At 37.5% G+C, this 17,414-nt stretch carries 12 protein-coding genes and 1 other RNA gene; 8 read left to right on the forward strand and 5 right to left on the reverse strand.

The annotated features are described in order from the left end of the window. Positions 1-2: 2 nt before the first annotated feature. Together PVV57_RS04945 and ssrA are read right to left on the reverse strand one after the other, a co-directional pair. The gene (locus PVV57_RS04945) at positions 3-548 is read right to left on the reverse strand and encodes an SspB family protein (protein WP_273717816.1); all 546 of its coding nucleotides are present in this window, start codon (positions 546-548) and stop codon (positions 3-5) included. Between the two features lie 170 nt (positions 549-718). Beyond that, positions 719-1,075, reverse strand: a transfer-messenger RNA (tmRNA) gene (gene ssrA, locus PVV57_RS04950). Between the two features lie 96 nt (positions 1,076-1,171). On the opposite strand from ssrA, the gene PVV57_RS04955 reads away from it, so the two are divergent. Continuing rightward, positions 1,172-1,477 (forward strand): DUF2853 family protein, encoded by a 306-nt coding sequence (locus PVV57_RS04955; protein ID WP_273717815.1) that lies wholly within the window; start codon positions 1,172-1,174, stop codon positions 1,475-1,477. Positions 1,478-1,544: 67 nt separating this feature from the next. Here the strand turns inward: PVV57_RS04955 and PVV57_RS04960 are convergent, their stop codons facing one another. The 3 genes from PVV57_RS04960 to PVV57_RS04970 form a co-directional block, all read right to left on the reverse strand. Then, complete coding sequence (locus tag PVV57_RS04960) at positions 1,545-2,852, reverse strand: MFS transporter (RefSeq protein WP_273783576.1); 1,308 nt, start codon at positions 2,850-2,852, stop codon at positions 1,545-1,547. 662 nt (positions 2,853-3,514) lie between these two features. After that, on the reverse strand, positions 3,515-4,822 hold the full coding sequence (locus PVV57_RS04965; protein ID WP_273717812.1) for an MFS family transporter: 1,308 nt from the start codon (positions 4,820-4,822) through the stop codon (positions 3,515-3,517). A 1,495-nt stretch (positions 4,823-6,317) separates the two neighbouring features. Further along, a complete protein-coding gene (locus PVV57_RS04970) occupies positions 6,318-7,625 on the reverse strand; it encodes an MFS family transporter (protein WP_273717924.1) in 1,308 nt (435 codons plus the stop codon). 220 nt (positions 7,626-7,845) lie between these two features. Between PVV57_RS04970 and PVV57_RS04975 the strand changes: the two genes are divergently transcribed. The 7 genes from PVV57_RS04975 (at position 7,846) to PVV57_RS05005 (ending at position 16,946) form a co-directional block, all read left to right on the forward strand. Then, complete coding sequence (locus tag PVV57_RS04975) at positions 7,846-8,640, forward strand: thymidylate synthase (protein WP_273717810.1); 795 nt, start codon at positions 7,846-7,848, stop codon at positions 8,638-8,640. After that, a complete protein-coding gene (locus tag PVV57_RS04980) occupies positions 8,637-9,146 on the forward strand; it encodes a dihydrofolate reductase (RefSeq protein ID WP_273783578.1) in 510 nt (169 codons plus the stop codon). Before PVV57_RS04975 ends, PVV57_RS04980 begins: the two co-directional genes overlap by 4 nt. Positions 9,147-9,266: 120 nt before the next feature. Continuing rightward, a complete protein-coding gene (gene hflK, locus PVV57_RS04985) occupies positions 9,267-10,412 on the forward strand; it encodes an FtsH protease activity modulator HflK (RefSeq protein ID WP_273783579.1) in 1,146 nt (381 codons plus the stop codon). A gap of 2 nt (positions 10,413-10,414) precedes the next feature. Beyond that, positions 10,415-11,350, forward strand: a complete 936-nt coding sequence (hflC, locus tag PVV57_RS04990) for a protease modulator HflC (RefSeq protein ID WP_273717805.1) — start codon at positions 10,415-10,417, stop codon at positions 11,348-11,350. A gap of 150 nt (positions 11,351-11,500) precedes the next feature. Beyond that, positions 11,501-13,027: a Do family serine endopeptidase gene (locus PVV57_RS04995; RefSeq protein ID WP_273783581.1), complete on the forward strand. Its 1,527-nt coding sequence runs from the start codon at positions 11,501-11,503 to the stop codon at positions 13,025-13,027. 985 nt (positions 13,028-14,012) lie between these two features. After that, on the forward strand, positions 14,013-14,885 hold the full coding sequence (gene miaA, locus PVV57_RS05000; RefSeq protein WP_273783582.1) for a tRNA (adenosine(37)-N6)-dimethylallyltransferase MiaA: 873 nt from the start codon (positions 14,013-14,015) through the stop codon (positions 14,883-14,885). Between the two features lie 249 nt (positions 14,886-15,134). Continuing rightward, entirely contained in the window at positions 15,135-16,946 is a 1,812-nt protein-coding gene (locus tag PVV57_RS05005; protein WP_273783584.1) for an acetolactate synthase 3 large subunit, read from the forward strand. Positions 16,947-17,414 lie beyond the last annotated feature (468 nt).

Raw genomic sequence — 17,414 nt, forward strand, 5'->3', positions numbered from 1 at the left:
ATTTATTTTTTCCGAAAAGAATCTAAAGAGACAACATCAGCACTTTGTTTTGTATCGTTATTTGAAGGTTCTTTATTGGTACTGAGATTTTGTTCTTTTGTGAGTGTATTTTCTTTTTTTTGTTTGTTTGATAGGGACATGGGCGCAGAAGGGGTATTTTCTGAATTTTCACTTTCTCCAGAGGGAAGTTTTGAGGGCAGATCAAATGCTGCTTCAAATGCTGCTACAGGGTCATAAAAGACTTGAATGGAAGTAAAAGGAATCACTAGTTTTTCGGTAATTTCTCTGAAAGAGAGGGTTACTTCGAAGGCTGTTTCTGAAACACTGAGATCTCTAAACTGATGTTGCAAGACGATTGTCATTTGCTCAGGATAGCGATTTTTTAGCCGAGGAGAAATTTTAACGCCTGGGGCATTTGTAAAAAAAGTTATAAAAAAATGATGATTTCCCGGAAGTCCTGCTTTAGCAACTTCCGATAAAACTTTACGGATAACTCCACGAAGCGCATCCTGAACGAGAATATCGTAACGGATTTGATCTTTAACCATCGAAGTTTATTCCTTTTATTTCACGTAGCAGAATGATCGTATTGATATTGTGTAAGAGAATGTATTTAAAAATGAGCAGTATTTTGTCTACGAGGCACCTCTTTGAATCGAAAAAACACGAAAAATAATGTCTGATAATGTCTCAAAGATCAATCAATAACATTTTAAAAAGTGAAGGCTTCTGTTGCCAGGTGCCTTCCAACCCCGCTTAAACCTGCGACGGTTTAAGAGTCAATTTGAAGCATTCACACTACCTTAAGCAGCGAGACGTGCTTCCGCATAGTTGTCATTTGCAACTACTCATTTAGTCCGATAACGGTGGTACAATGCCGAGTAAAAGAGCGATCTTTACACCCTTGTCGATCCTATTTCGCCCCCACCAAAATATAATTTTTGTTGCTTATATTTTGGTGGAGGCGCCGGGTACCGCCCCCGGGTCCAATAGGTTTATTTCACCGTCCATTTATTACCATAGCTGGAAAGCCAGCTCTCTAAATATAGATGAAGAACAGTCTTAGGAAAAGGGGGGGTTGTTAATATTTTTAATCCTCTAATTATTTATGAAGCTATATGAGGCGGCTGTAAAGTATAGCCGCTCATTTTTGGAGAGGAGATGATGTAAAATGACAAATAATCTAGCAGATATTAAAGTATATGATTCAAACCCCGATGCAGCAGCCGTTGAACGACTTGAGCATCGTTTAGCTTTGGTGATGAAAAAGCAGGATGCAGCACTTGTTGCGACATCAGATCCAAAAGAGTTAGAACGTGTTGAAAAATGGGTTCAAGATGTTTTAGAAGCTGATGAGCAGAGTGCTAAAATGGCGGTTTCAAAAGTTGCAGAGATGATGGCTGGAGAGCGTCGAAAAAGTCGTATAACTTTTTATTATTTAGTTGCTAAGCAACTCAATGCACTTCATAAAATTTAAACAATATTAAATTTGTGATAATGATAAAAAAGCCCAATTTCTTGGGCTTTTTTGTTTATAGAGGGCGTTAATGTTTTTCATCGTCTTGGAGGTAGCCTCCTTTACGCATACTCGGGACAAAGAGAAGCGCAATGAAAGTCATGATCATCACGACGGTTATATAAAAATAAAACAGTGATTCATGACCATACTTTTTTAATCCAAGCGCAACGTATTCAGCAGAACCCCCAAATAAGGCGTTACCAATGGCATGAGAGATGCTAACGCCTAATGCACGTATGGAAGAGGGAAACATGGCTGATTTTACGACACCAGAGATGGATGTATACATGCTCATAATGAAGAGCAAGCCAATAATAACGCATACAGCAATCCATATACTATGGGTATTCCCGATTATCCAGAGTCCAGGAAAGGTAAAGATGGCAGAGAGTATACTCCAAATGATGAGTAAAGTTTTTGTTCCAATTTTATCGGCGATGATACCCGCTATGGGTTGGAAGAGGATGAAGATAAATAGTACAGCCGTCATAATCGTTGTGGCGGTATGTTTATCAAAGCCGGTGGTTGTGATCAAATATTTCTGCATATAAGTCGTAAAGGTGTAAAATGTGAGTGATCCTCCTGATGCAAAGCAGGCAATTACGACAACGGCTTTTGTATGTTTGGTGAGAAGTTCCTTAAGACTACCAGAGTGTTTGTGAGAGCGGCTTTCTTTCGTGGTCGTTTCGTGGAGCGAACGACGTAGATAAATCGCAATGAGTGCTCCACATCCACCAATCACAAAAGGAATACGCCATCCCCATGCTTTTAACTGATCTTCAGAGAGATAAGAGGCTAGAATAAATATAATAAAGCTGGCAAGAAGCTGACCTGTAATAAGGGTGGCTGATTGGAAAGAAGCAAAAAGCCCGCGATGCTTTTTGAGGGCAACTTCACTCATGTAAGTGGCTGCTGTACCATATTCTCCCCCCGCTGAAAGTCCTTGCATCATCCGAGCTAAAAGGAGAAGGATTGCTGATGTTATTCCCAATGTTTCATAGGTGGGAAGTATGGCAATGAAAAAAGAGCCACCACACATCATAAAAATGGATACAAGCATTGAGCGTTTACGTCCATAACGATCGGCGACAAATCCTAAAAACCAAGCTCCAATAGGGCGCATAAGAAAGCCAATAAAAAAGACACCGGCAGTTTTCAACAATGGCGTAATCGTATCACCATCTGAAGGAAAAAATTGTGATGCAAAATAAATCGATGCAAATGAGTAAACGTAAAAATCATACCATTCTACGAGATTTCCTGATGCGCTTGCTATAATAGCAAAAACGCGTTTCCTTGCATCTTGTGATGCTGAAATTGTTCCATTTTCCATTAATTGTTCCCCTTTTGGATTTATATCCATATTTTCTAGACTTAATTTTTTACGATTTCCAGAAAAATTCAATTGTATAATGGTTATTTTTTATGAAAAATATTTAAAATAATATTTTGTAAATTTTATCTATTTATTATATAGTATAAAGATTTTTATTAATGTTGTAAATCATATTTAACAATGTATAAAATAAATATTAAATTTATTTTAAGAAGAGTTAATGAAATTTTATTGTATTAATAATCCGACTTTATTATTATAAATTATCACTTATAAATTATTTATAAAAATAAATTCAATTTTTAATTTAAATAATTCATAAATATGCGATTTTATTAATTTATTAAAATAATTTTTACCCATAGACTAATTCTTCTTATGCGTTGCAAGAGGTATCGTTGTGAGGGTGGGAAAAAGGGTAGAAATGAGAAAATCTTGCGGTATTTAGGTTTTTTATTTGATATACAAAACGATAAACAACAATTATAACTCAATATGTTATGAAAATGATTACCTGAAGATCATAGAAAGTGTTCGATAACTTTTCCTTATTGAGAGTAAGATAATGAAATAGATTTTATAATATAAAAAATTAAGTTTTTGGGTAAATAATTATAAAAAAGCCCAATTTCTTGGGCTTTTTGATCCAGTAAATAAGTTTAATGAAGTTTGTCTTTATCGAGATATCCCCCTTTATCGATATCGGGCATCATGAGAATGGAGATGAGGGCAATGATCATCATTCCAACGATGTAAAAAAAGAAAACAGATTCGTATCCCATATTTTTTAATCCAAGCGCTACATATTCAGCAGAACCGCCAAAGAGTGCATTCCCGATGGCAAAAGCAAATCCAACACCAATTGCTCGGATTGAAGCGGGAAACAATTCTGCTTTTATGATACCGGCGATGGACGTATAAAAACTCATAATACAGAGTATGCCAATAATGATGAAGAGTGCTGTCCATGCGTTATGGGTATTTCCAATCATTTTAAGGACAGGAATGGTGCAGATAATGGATAAGACACTCCAACTGATGAGTGAAAATCGTGCTCCAACTTTGTCGGCGAAGGCACCTAAAAGGGGTTGAAATAACACAAAAATAAAGAGTGCGGCAGTCATTATCGTTGTTGCGGTTTGTTTATCAAAACCAGTGGTTGTGATCAGATATTTTTGCATGTAAGTGGTATATGTATAAAATGTGAGTGATCCGCCAGCTGTAAAGCCAACAACCAAAAAGAACGCTTTTTTATGATTGCGGAAAAGTTCTTTAAGACTACCAGCGTGTTGTTCAGAGCGACTTTTGATGGTTGTTGTTTCATGAAGCAAGCTGCGTAGATAGATTGAAACAATTGCTCCAAAGCCACCAATGGCAAAAGGAATACGCCATCCCCACGCTTTTAACTGATCTTCGTTAAGGTAAATGGCTAAAATAAATATTATAAAACTCGCGAGAAGTTGACCTGAGATCGTTGTTGCATATTGGAAAGAAGCAAAAAGCCCACGACGATTTTTGGGCGCAACTTCGCTCATATAAGTGGCTGCCGTACCATATTCACCGCCAACAGAAAGTCCTTGAAACATACGGACTAAAAGGAGAAGAAATGCTGCTGTTATTCCTAAGGTTTTATAGGTGGGAAGTATAGCAATGAGAAAAGAACCTCCACACATCATAAAAACAGAAATAAGCATTGAGCGTTTACGTCCATAGCGGTCAGCAATGAAGCCAAAGAGCCATGCTCCAATAGGACGCATAAGAAAGCCAATAAAAAAGATTCCTGCAGTTTTTAACAGTTGTGTAACAATATCTTCATCTTCAGGAAAAAATTGTGATGCAAAATAAACCGATGCAAAAGAGTAAGCATAAAAGTCATACCATTCTACCAGATTTCCTGATGCACTGGATATGATAGCAAAAATACGTTTTCTTGTATCATATGGATCTAAAGTTGTTTGGTTATTCATGAAGTATTCCCCTTTTAGATTGATAACTTTTCTGCGCGTTAAAGTTGTTGACGATGTATATCATAAAAACGCCATTGTATCATGATAATTTCTGAGAAAAATACTTTAAGATCGTTTGTTATACTTTTAGTGTTTTTAAGGGATTTTATTTGGAATTTAAATAGAATAAATAATATTTATATTAATATAGATTATGTTTATATATCTTTGATGTTATCAATAAATAAAGAAAGTAAATTTGAATTGTGGTAGGAAGTATGAATTAATTTTTACTGTTGGTAATCAATAAATAGTCTTTTATTTCATGATTATATCCTTTTGTAGAGGCTAAAAATTTGAGATAGTAAAAGAATGAGCTTACCCACTTAGCGTTCAGTGGTTTCACTGTAAGATTTTTCTAGAGCGATCAATGTTGTTTTGGGCTTATGGTGTATTGATTAAATCATGCGCTTTTGGCGATCTTTTAGGGAAATATTGTTTTTTGTTTCATCGTGAATTATTTGCATATGAGAGTGTTTGTGAGGATATGATACTCTTAGTTTATAGGCTTGATGTTGTGTCGTAAAATGGCGTTATTGGCGATTACATGCGAGGTTGGTGTGTGCGTAAAATCTTTTTATGAACTATCTTAAGTATCAAGGGAGAACGCAATATTAAGGGCTAGAGAATAGTATAGAGCTAACAAATAGTATAAATGATGGTGGCTTTCACTTTTATTAAGTGTAAAGATGGTGGTGTATAATGTTAAATGTTACGCAGCTCTTAAAACTTAAGACGGTTCATAAGAGGTATTTTTAGTTCTTTCTTGTACAGTTTTATCCGCATGGCTTTTCCCCCACTTGTAATGTGCAAGCAAGTGGTTTTGATTGATTCAACATAAAACAAACTTGAAATGAGAGAATCCTACGCTGTGCGGGGTTTTAATTCAAGTTGAATGACACTAGATATATCATTATAAATCAATATCTTGTTCAATATTTACACTTTGCGGGGGCTTTCCCTTTATGCTATTCCCAGACGCCATTGTGAAATGGACTTGGGTATATTTGAGAAATGTTTCTTAAAAAAGTGCCGGAATTCATAACATAATGGTATTTTCTATTTTTCATGGGGCTTTGTTTCGCATATGGGGTCCATTAAAGAGCGTATTAAACAATAGCATGAGACAATGTATCATTTATTATTGATAAAATTTCTTGAAAGATGATCGTTTGGCTTCGGTTTTGATGAGGAATAGAAGTATTAAAATAAATCAAACGTTTCTTATCTTCAGTGAACTAAATTCAGCTAAAGAAGCATCTCTTTGATAACAATGCAGAGCCGTTTGATAACAATGCGGAGCCGTTTGTTTTTATAAGCTACCTATGCGGGAGGAGAGAAAATTTCTTCTTTAGAGTGTTTGAAGGGATAAAAATAAAAAAGTGTAAGCTTTAAATTTCCGTAGAACAAATATAAAAAAGCCCAGAATCCTGGGCTTTTTTGTTAATATCAAGAGTTAATGAATATCGTCTCCTTGTAAATATCCCTTTTTGCGAGCATCTGGCATTAAGAAAATTGCGATGAAGGCAATGATCATCATGCCGACTATATAAAAATGGAAGTATGATTCATATCCATGCTTTTTAAATTCTAGTGCTACAGCTTCAGCAGAACCACCGAAGATCGCATTAGCAATAGCATAAGAGAGTCCAACGCCCATAGCGCGTACTGAAGCAGGAAACATCTCTGCTTTTACGATACCAGAGACGGATGTATAAAAACTCAAAATACACAGCATTCCTATAACGATTAAAAGTGCAATCCACGTGTCATGGGTGCTCCCTATGAATCTAAGCCCTGGAACGATAAAAATGATGGAAAGAGTACTCCAAATAAGCAGTGAAGTTTTTGTACCAATTTTGTCCGCTAGAGAACCAAAAAGGGGTTGGAGTAACATAAAAACGAACAGTGCAGCCGTCATTATTGTATTCGCAGTGTGTTTATCAAATTCGCTCGTTGTGATCAGATATTTTTGCATATAAGTTGTGCTGGTATAAAATATGAGCGATCCACCAGCTGTAAAACCAATAACTAAAAGGAACGCTTTTCCGTGATTGCGTAGAAGCTCTTTAAGACTGCCCGTATGTTTTTGAGAACGGCTTTCTTTTGTGGTTGTTTCATGAAGAGAACGACGCAGATAAATTGCTACAATTGCGCCACAGCCACCAATCACAAAAGGAATACGCCAGCCCCATGCCTTTAACTGATCTTCTGTGAGATAGAGGGCGAGAATAAACATAACCAGACTTGCAAGAAGCTGACCGCCAATGAGTGTGGCATATTGAAAGGAGCTAAAGAAACCACGACGTTTTTTAAGAGCAACTTCGCTCATATAAGTTGCTGTTGTGCCATATTCTCCGCCAACGGACAATCCTTGGATCATACGAAGTAAAACAAGTAAAACGGCTGCTGTTGTTCCAATTGTTTCATAGGTAGGAAGGAGGGCAATAAGGAATGAGCCGCCACACATCATAAAAACAGAAATAAGTAAAGAGCGTTTACGACCATAACGATCGGCAATAAAACCAAAGAGCCAACCACCGATTGGGCGCATAAGAAAGCCGATAAAAAAGACAATGGAAGATTTTAAAAGTTCGGTAACAACATCACCATCAGAAGGAAAAAACTGTGAGGCAAAATAAATAGATGTAAAAGAATAAACATAAAAATCATACCATTCCACCAGATTACCTGATGCGCTCGATATGATTGAAAGAACACGTTTTCTTGTGTCATGTAATGCTAAAGATTCTTGTTTTTCCATAGTCGATCCCTTCATTTTACGTTCATCCATCTTTATTCATTATCCCTCTATGTTATTTTCTTAGAAGCTGTCTATAGTATTTTATTTTTTACATCAAAATTTTAGTCAGATCATGATAATTTCTTGTGTAAGATGTTTTCGGAAAAAGATTTAAATTAAGTTTGTACGGATTTTACAGTTTTTATTTTCTATAATGAAAAGAATCGGACATAATAGTCCTATGAAATCATATCTTGCTCTTTTATCTCATGTTTTAAATCAGGGTATTGATCGGACAGATCGAACGGGTGTTGGAACACGATCTATTTTTGGGTATCAGATGCGCTTTGATTTACAAGCGGGGTTTCCGTTGTTAACAACAAAGAAATTACACTTACGTTCAATTATTTATGAGCTTTTGTGGTTTCTTAAAGGCGATACAAATATTGCATGGTTGAAAGAGCACGGTGTATCTATTTGGGACGAATGGGCTGATAAACAAGGAAATCTTGGTCCTGTGTATGGGTATCAGTGGCGTTCTTGGCCAGCGCCGGATGGACGCCATATTGATCAAATTGACAATCTTTTAACGATGATTAAGGAAAAGCCAGATTCTCGTCGCTTGATTGTATCAGCTTGGAACCCTGCATTAATAGAAGAAATGGCTTTGCCTCCGTGCCATTGTCTTTTTCAATTTTACATTGCTGAGGGTAAATTATCCTGTCAGCTTTACCAGCGTTCGGCAGATATTTTTTTAGGAGTTCCGTTTAATATTGCGTCCTATGCATTATTAACGATGATGATCGCGCAAGTTAGTGGCCTTAAAGTTGGTGATTTTATTCATACGCTGGGGGACGCTCATCTTTATGCTAATCATTTTGAACAGGCAAAATATCAATTGTCTCGTATACCGAATTCTTTGCCATGTATGCGCATAAATCCAGTGGTAACAGATCTTTTTTCTTTTAAATTTGAGGATTTTGAATTGCTTAATTATGAAGCACACCCCCATATTAAAGCGCCGGTAGCAATATGACGATTTCTATTTGTTTAATTGCTGCTGTTGCAGAAAATGGTGTTATCGGTCGTGAAGGTGCAATGCCTTGGCATTTATCGACAGATTTGCAACGCTTTAAAGCGTTGACGTTGGGTAAGCCCATTATAATGGGGCGAAAAACTTGGGATTCTATCGGAAAACCTTTACCAGGGCGCACAAATATCGTCATTACGCGCGATTGTACCTTCAGCGCTGAAGAGGCTGTTGTTGCGCACTCTTTATCACAGGCTTGTTCTCTTGCAACAAGTATTGCTTCTCAAAATAATGTAGAGGAAATTTTTATTATTGGTGGGGGTGAAATTTTTCAACAAGGATTTAGTCTTGCTGATAAAATATTCCTTACAGAAGTTTTAGCTTCTATAGAAGGTGATCGTTTTTTTCCTGTTTTTGATAAAGAAAAGTGGACTATTGTGCAAACACAAGATATTCCAAAAGGAGATAAAGATAGTCATCCGACACGTTTTGTTGTTTATGAGCGGAAATAATTTTTTGTAATATGAAGTGGAAAGGGTTTATCAGTTGCGTAATTGAGATGAGAGGAACCCTATAAGCTTTAAGTGAAGGGTTTGTATTTGAATGAATAATAGTCAGTTAAAGAGGTGACAATGCCCTGGACAAATCAAAATGGTGGTGGCCCGTGGAGTGGCGATAAAAACAAGAACAGTGGTGACAAAAAAACATCGGCTAAGAATCTTTTTGGTTCTGGTGGCAATAATGGAAATGGTCCCAATCTTGATGATATTTTGCGTAAAGGACAGGATCAGTTTAAACAATTTAGTCGAGGGGGAGTTTTTGTTTTGTTCCTTCTGCTTGCTGTGTGTTTTTTCCTTTACCAGTCACTTTATATTGTTCAACAAAATGAGCAAGCAGTAGAATTGCATTTCGGTGTGCCTAAGGCAGGAATTATCGGTGATGGTTTGCATTTTCATTTTTGGCCAATTGAGACTTATATGAAAGTGCCTTTAACAGAAAAAACAATTGCAATTGGTGGACAGCCTGGACAGAGACAACAAAGTGAAGGTTTGATGCTGTCGAGTGATCAAAATATTGTGAATGTCAATTTTTCTGTTTACTATCGCATTTCAAATCCAGGACAATTTTTATTCAATGTGAATGATCAAGAAGGAACTGTTCGTCAGGTTGCTGAAAGTGCAATGCGAGAAGTCATTGGTTCAAGACCAGTTGATGATGTTTTACGCGATAAAAAAGAAGAAGTTGCTGACGATGTGAGAAAGATTACCCAGTTGACTGTAGATAAATATCAACTCGGGGTTGAAATAAGCCGTGTATCGATCAGTGAAGCAGCTCCTCCTACCAAAGTTGCTGCAGCGTTTAATTCTGTTCAGCAGGCAGAGCAAGAACGGGGACGAATGATTGAAGAAGGAAATCGTGTGCGTTTTACGAAGATTGGTTTAGCAAATGGTGAAGCTTCACGGACACGGGAAATCGCAAAAGGTGAAAAAGCCCAAATGGTTGAAGAAGCAACAGGGCGTGCTGAACGTTTTCAGTCCATAGCCCGTGAGGCTGCAATTTCACCAGAGGCTGCGCGTTATCGTCTTTATATGGAGACGATGGGGCGTATTTTTTCTTCACCAAATAAATTGGTTCTCGATCAAATGAATTCTCCTGCGGTGCCTTATCTTCCTTTGAGTGAATTGCTGCGTGATAATTTACCAGAAAAAGCAAAAATAAAATCAGCACATTCTACTTCTACATCGCTCTTGGATTATCAGATTTCTGGAGGATGTTAATAATGCAGCAGTCACGTTTTTTGTTTGTTTTTAGTAGCATAATAATTCTTTTGATTGTTTTGGGGATGTCATTTTTTATTGTTTATCCTCGTCAACAAGTCGCCATTAAGCGTTTTGGACAAATCGTTAAGGTAGAATCTAATCCTGGAATTTATTGGAAAATGCCTTTTGTGGATAAGATGATTGTGGTGGATAATCGGTTGTTGCGTTATGATGTTCCTACGCAATCTGTGCAAGTTCGTGGGGGGGCTTATTATGAAGTGGATGCGTTCTTTATTTATCGTATTACGGATCCTAAATTATTTTTACAGCGTATTGCTTCAGGGCGCCCGCAAATTGCAGCACGTGAAAATCTTGCACCACGCTTTATTGACGCTTTGCGGGCTGTTTATGGTAAGCGAGAGTTTAAAGCAGCCTTATCGGATGAACGAGGCGCGATGATGGCTGAGGTTCAAAAGCAATTTTCTATAGATGCAGGTTCGTTGGGTATTAGGATTGTTGATGTGCGTATTCGAAAAACCGATTTAACGGATGCTGTTTCAGAAGATGTTTATCGGCAAATGGCTGCTGAACGGGAAGCAGTTGCGGAAAATATTCGGGCTCGTGGTCAACAAGAGCGAGATCGTATTGTCGCAGAGGCAAATCGTGAATATGAAGAAATTGTGGCGGCTGCAAAGCGTGATGCTGAAATTACGCGCGGTGAAGGACAGGCTGAAAGTATTCGCATTTTATTAAATGCCCGGGAAGCTAATCCTTCTTTTTACGATTTTTGGTTAGCGATGGAACAGTATAAGAATTTAGAGAGAATACCGATGGTGATTTCACCAAATGAGGATTTCTTTTTTTATTTTCGGAATTCCCTGCAAGCAAAGAAAAAACTTTCATCAACAATGAGTCCTAGTTTGAGTAAAACTGATTCAAAGACCGGTGGAGAATAGGTGAAATAATGTATAGAGGATACTATTTCGTATGAGAAGTATCCTCTATCGCTGCTTGTTTTATGATGAATGTAAGTGAATGCTAAGCCATACTGATTTTGCATAATAAATTGAGTAAGGATCTTTGCAGCTTTGATTTAAAGGCATGTCATGGGTAGAAGTGTCGTGAGTAAAAGTAAGTTTTTGAAGTCTTTTATCACAAGAGTTGTTTTTTGTGTGATTTTGTTTTTATCAGGATCCATGAGTTTGTCTTGGGGTGGTGAGACAGACAAGACATTGCTTTCTGTTCCTGATTTAGCTTCTGAACTTTTGGAGACGGTTGTGAATATTTCTACGGCACAGACTGTTGAAGGAACGGAACAGGATGAAAATACTTCAGTACCCGTTATTCCCAAAGATTCATTGCTGGAGGAATATTTTAATGATTTTTTTACCCCCAAAGAGGGGGAAAAAAATAGTCAATTTCAAAAGGTGCGTTCTTTAGGGTCTGGTTTTGTAATTGATGCGCAAAAAGGGATTATTGTTACAAATTATCATGTTATCGTTGATGCTGATGATATTGAAGTGAATTTTACGGATGGTACAAAACTCAAGGCAAAGCTCCTTGGCAAGGATAGCAAAACGGATTTAGCGTTGCTTCAAGTAGATGTGGGACGTAAAAAATTAAAAGCTGTGCGTTTTGGTGACTCAGAAAAAGCACGTATTGGTGATTGGGTTATGGCTATTGGTAACCCTTATGGCTTTGGTGGGAGTGTGACGGTTGGTATTATTTCAGCACGTAACCGTGATCTTAATGCTGGTCCCTATGATAATTTTATTCAAACAGATGCAGCGATTAATCGAGGCAATTCTGGTGGCCCGTTATTTGATAGAAATGGTGAAGTCATTGGCATTAATACAGCAATTGTTTCACCTTCGGGCGGATCTATTGGTATTGGGTTTGCTATTCCGTCGGATATGGCACTTTCTGTTATTAATCAATTGCGCGATTTTGGAGAAATAAGACGTGGTTGGTTGGCTATTCGTATTCAGCCCGTGACAGAGGATATTGCAAAAAGTTTAAAACTAGACAGTGCTGTAGGAGCGTTGGTGGCTGGTAAAATAGAACAGACGGAAGAAAATAATGTCGATAATAGCCAGTTGCAAACTGGAGATGTTATTCTTTCTTTTGGGAATTCCAAAATTAAGCATGCACGTGATTTGCCGCGTTTAGTCGCGGAGAGTTCAGAAGGAAGAGTTGTGGATGTTATTATTTTACGGAATGGGCAAGAGAAAACAGTAAGAGTTAAGCTTGGGCGTTTGATTGAAACCGATGCCAATGAAGATACAGAAGAAGAAGTTGATGATAAAAAAAATAATGATCTGCCGAAAGGTGTGACAATGCAATTGATGGGAATGACGTTATCTGAGCTGACAGAGGATTTGCGTCATCGTTATTCGATTTCAGATAAACTTCGAGGACTCGTGGTGATATCTGTTGCACAAAATAGTGCTGCGGATAAAAAACGTATTCGCGTTGGTGAAGTGATTGTTGATATTAATCAGAGTGCAGTCACAACAATTGATGAAGCTAAAAAACGTCTTCATAAATTACGTGAAGCTGGACGCAAAAATGCTCTATTCATCGTAGCACATCCAGATGGAGAGTTACGGTTTGTAACGATCCCAATGGATTGATGCCTCATGGGTTGATGTTTGAAGAATTCGTTTTTTTGTTTTTTATTAGCCTTAGTATATGGATATTTAGGTAACTTACTCATGAGGCATCTACCATTTTTAAGAGCCAATTTCAGGATGAAGAGTGTGGATTATATAACATAAAATCCATTGGACGGTTTTATTTTTGCGCTGAATAAAAGTGCAAGTTGGCAATAGTATTTGCCGGTTTTCAATATTGCAAAAGCTTTTTCTTTAAAATGTTATAGGTGAGATATTCGCCGTCTTTCTTATGGTGATTTTTATATCTTTAGATTGCGCAGCTGAATGGTATTGATATGATGCTTTATGAGAGAGGAGGCGAAATGAGTAAATCTTATAATATTGGGGGCATGCAAATTGCAAAATGCTTAACTGTTATAAATAATGTTTTATGTGAGTGGGGCTTTTAGCGCTTTGTAATTATACTTTTTGTGCTGTAGAGTTTTTTTCTCTTCAGTTTGAAAAAAGTCATTCCATATAAAAATCGTATGAGAATCAATCGCTTATCGGTATATTGATATCTTTCTTTATGATGAATGAAAAAATAGTGATAAAAAAGTGTGAAGAAGAAAGTTTCTGAGTCTCTTGTGATAAGCCAGAGCAGTATGCTATTTTTATAGAAAAAAATAAATCTATTTGATTGTATAGGTTTAGCTTAGTATTATTTTCATACATGAAGAAAAAAGGCTATTTTAAATGGCCTAATGGACAAGAATGATTATGGCTATGGTTTGTTATTGAAGTATGATAGCAAAAGATGCTTGGAAAATCCCTTTGATGTTGTTATTAAGCCCGTTTTTTCTTTTTTATAATTTTCATAAGGGTTTTCTTTATCTTGAAGGAGAATTCTTGTTCGTGTTTTTGTTTAAAGTTTTTACTTTATGATAATGGAGAGAAAATATAGGGGCTTTGCGGGCAGTTGTGCATATTGCAATAAGTTGATGCTTGGTAGGGATTGCTGTTCATGACACAGAGAACAATTACATTGATAGCAGGGCCCACAGCAAGTGGGAAATCAGAACTTGCTTTGCAAATGGCTCAAGAAAAAAATGCTCTCATTATTAATACGGATTCAATGCAGGTTTATGACGTTTTAAATATTTTAACGGCACGGCCGAGGGAGGCTGATACCGCAATTGTTCCCCATTATCTTTATGGCCATGTGAGTCCTACTTTGAATTATTCAGTAGGGCAATGGTTGTGTGATGTTGAGAAGCTGTTGAGTACTTTTACGTCGAGATCCGTTATTTTTGTTGGCGGAACAGGACTTTATTTTCGTGCTCTTTTGGAGGGAATTTCGCAAATTCCTCATGTTCCAGATGTTGTGCGACAGAAATGGCGCTTGCTGCTTGATAAAGAGGGACCTGAAAATCTTTATCGCCAGTTGTTACAGATTGATGCTGTTGTTGCTGAAAAGATTTCCTCGCAAGATGGACAGCGTATTGTCCGTGCTTTGGAAGTTTATGATGCAACTGCTGAGAAGCTCAGTTGGTGGCAGAAGCAAAAAACAACGCCTCTCATTGCGCCTCATTGTGCTGAAAAAATTCTTCTCATGCTTCCACGTCCTCTGCTTTATGAACGCATTCATAAACGCTTGGACTCTATGATTGAAAGAGGTGCTTTAGAAGAGGTGGTGGCGTTGAAGAAGCTTATGCTTTCCCCTTCGTTACCAGTGATGAAAGCGATAGGTGTATCTGAATTTATGGCTTATTTGGATGGATATAGAAGCTTTGAAAATGCTCTTGAAGCGGTGAAAACTCAAACGAGGAGATATGCAAAAAGACAAATGACTTGGTTTCGTCATCAATTTGATGAAGAATGGATGCTTACTTCTTGATGAAAAAGCTAAAGCTTTATAGAAGAATTTGCAAAAGATAATTTGTAAAGAATAAATTTTTTATTGACGAATGATATCAATGGAATTAAAAATCCTTCTATAAGGAATTTTTTTATATATTTTATGCGTTGGAATAATGGGGGGTGATCATACAATATGTGTTGTGTAATAGACTCCTTAGGGGTCTTTTTTTATAGGCTCCTTTAGGGGCTTTTTTTATTGTCCTATCAAAGTAGGTGAGTGGGAAAAATGCGAAATGATCCAAAACAGCAAGAGAGTTTAGATGGAAAAATAATGTCGGGCGCTGAAATAGTGGTTCAGGCTCTTATAGATCAAGGCGTTAAACATATTTTTGGTTATCCTGGTGGGGCTGTTTTGCCTATTTTTGATGTTCTTTATCACCAAGATACACTCCAGCATATTTTGGTGCGCCATGAACAAGCCGCAGGGCATGCGGCGGAAGGCTATGCACGCAGTACTGGAAAGGTCGGTGTTATGCTTGTGACTTCTGGTCCAGGGGCAACGAATGCTGTGACACCTTTGCAGGATGCACTCATGGATTCTATCCCTCTTGTTTGTTTTTCTGGCCAGGTAGCGACAACGCTGATTGGAACAAATGCTTTTCAAGAGGCTGATACAGTTGGAATTACAAAGCCTTGTACGAAGGGCAATTGGCTGGTTAAAAATGTTGATGAGCTTGCGGACATTATTCATGAAGCTTTCTCTCTTGCTCAATCTGGGCGCCCAGGACCGGTTTTGATTGATATTCCTAAGGATGTTCAATTTGCTTCAGGATTTTATAGAGCGCCTCAAGTTCAGAAATCATTACATTCTTTTCCATCGCTGAAAGGGAATAAAGGGAATAATTGTGAAGCTATCAAATCGGCTGTTTCTCTTTTAATGGAGGCAAAACGCCCTGTTGTTTATTCTGGTGGTGGTGTGATTTCATCGGGAGGGGAAGCTGTCCAGCTCTTGCGTAATTTAGTGCAATTGGGGGATTTTCCGATTACTTCAACACTTATGGGACTTGGTGCTTATCCTGCTTCTGGAAAAAATTGGCTCGGAATGCTGGGAATGCATGGCACTTATGAGGCGAATATGGTCATGCATGATTGTGATGTCATGTTAGCTGTTGGAGCACGATTTGATGATCGTATCACGGGGCGTCTTGATGCATTTGCGCCTCATGCGCGTATTATTCATATTGATATTGATCCTTCTTCCATCAATAAAATTGTCAAAGCAGAAGTGCCACTTATTGGCGATGTGGCACATGTTTTGGCAGATATAATGCAACATTTGCATGAGCATCAATTAAAGTTTGATCAAGAAAGTCGTAAAACATGGTGGCTGCAAATTAATTGCTGGAGATCACGCAAGTCATTGGCATATATGGAAAAAAAAGATGTTATCATGCCACAATATGCTCTTGAACGGCTTTATACTTTGACCAAAGATGCCCGTGCTTATATTACGACGGATGTCGGACAGCATCAGATGTGGGCAGCGCAGTATTATCATTTTGATGAACCAAAACATTGGATGACTTCTGGTGGTCTTGGAACGATGGGGTATGGTCTGCCTGCCGCGATTGGTGTTCAAATAGCCCATCCTGATGCACTTGTTGTATGTATTTCTGGTGATGCCTCCATTCAGATGAATATTCAAGAACTTGCAACAGCCATTCAGCATGACACACCTGTGAAAATTTTCATTTTAAATAATCAGTACATGGGGATGGTTCGCCAGTGGCAGCAATTATTGCATGGTAATCGTCTTTCTCATTCTTATACGGAATCTATGCCGGATTTTGTTAAATTGGCACAAGCTTATGGAGCGGTGGGAATTTATTGTTCAAAACCCGATGAACTTGATGATAAAATTCAGCAGATGATTGACTGTGATAAGCCTGTTCTTTTTGATTGTCGTGTTTATCATTTAGAAAATTGTTTTCCTATGATCCCATCGGGATGTGCCCATAATGAAATGTTATTACCCGATGAGGCAAGCGAGGAAGCTGTTGCAAATGCTGTTTCTTCTGAGGGGAAAATTCTTGTATAAAATAAATATGTTAGAAAAATTGTGAAGGATGGTGATGATGAAGTCTTTGGAGTCTTCATCTCCGTCTCTATCTTTGTGAAGAGTCTTTATTAGCCTTAGAGCTTATTTTATGATTTTTATTCTTTGTTTAAAGACATGGGCTATCTTATTATTTGTTCATCTAAAAATGTTATAAGTCGTGTCCAATTATGTTTGAATTTATTTGTACGCGCTGTTTGTTTTTTAAATTCATATGCTCACATTAATAGCTATTTCATTGCATTTTTTAGATAATACATTGAATTATCTTTTATAAATTAATTTATGTTGTCTCATATGTGAAAGATTCCGTCGTGCAAGAAAAAAGCCACCGTGCTTGAAGGGGGAAACCATGCAAACCGTCATGCTTGTGAAAACAATAGAAAAGTTTGTCACTATGTTTTGGTTTTGCATCATGAAATGACTCCAAAAGCGCTCTTGCAAGAGTTT

Source organism: Bartonella sp. AU15XJBT, from assembly GCF_028618615.1.
Lineage (GTDB): Bacteria > Pseudomonadota > Alphaproteobacteria > Rhizobiales > Rhizobiaceae > Bartonella.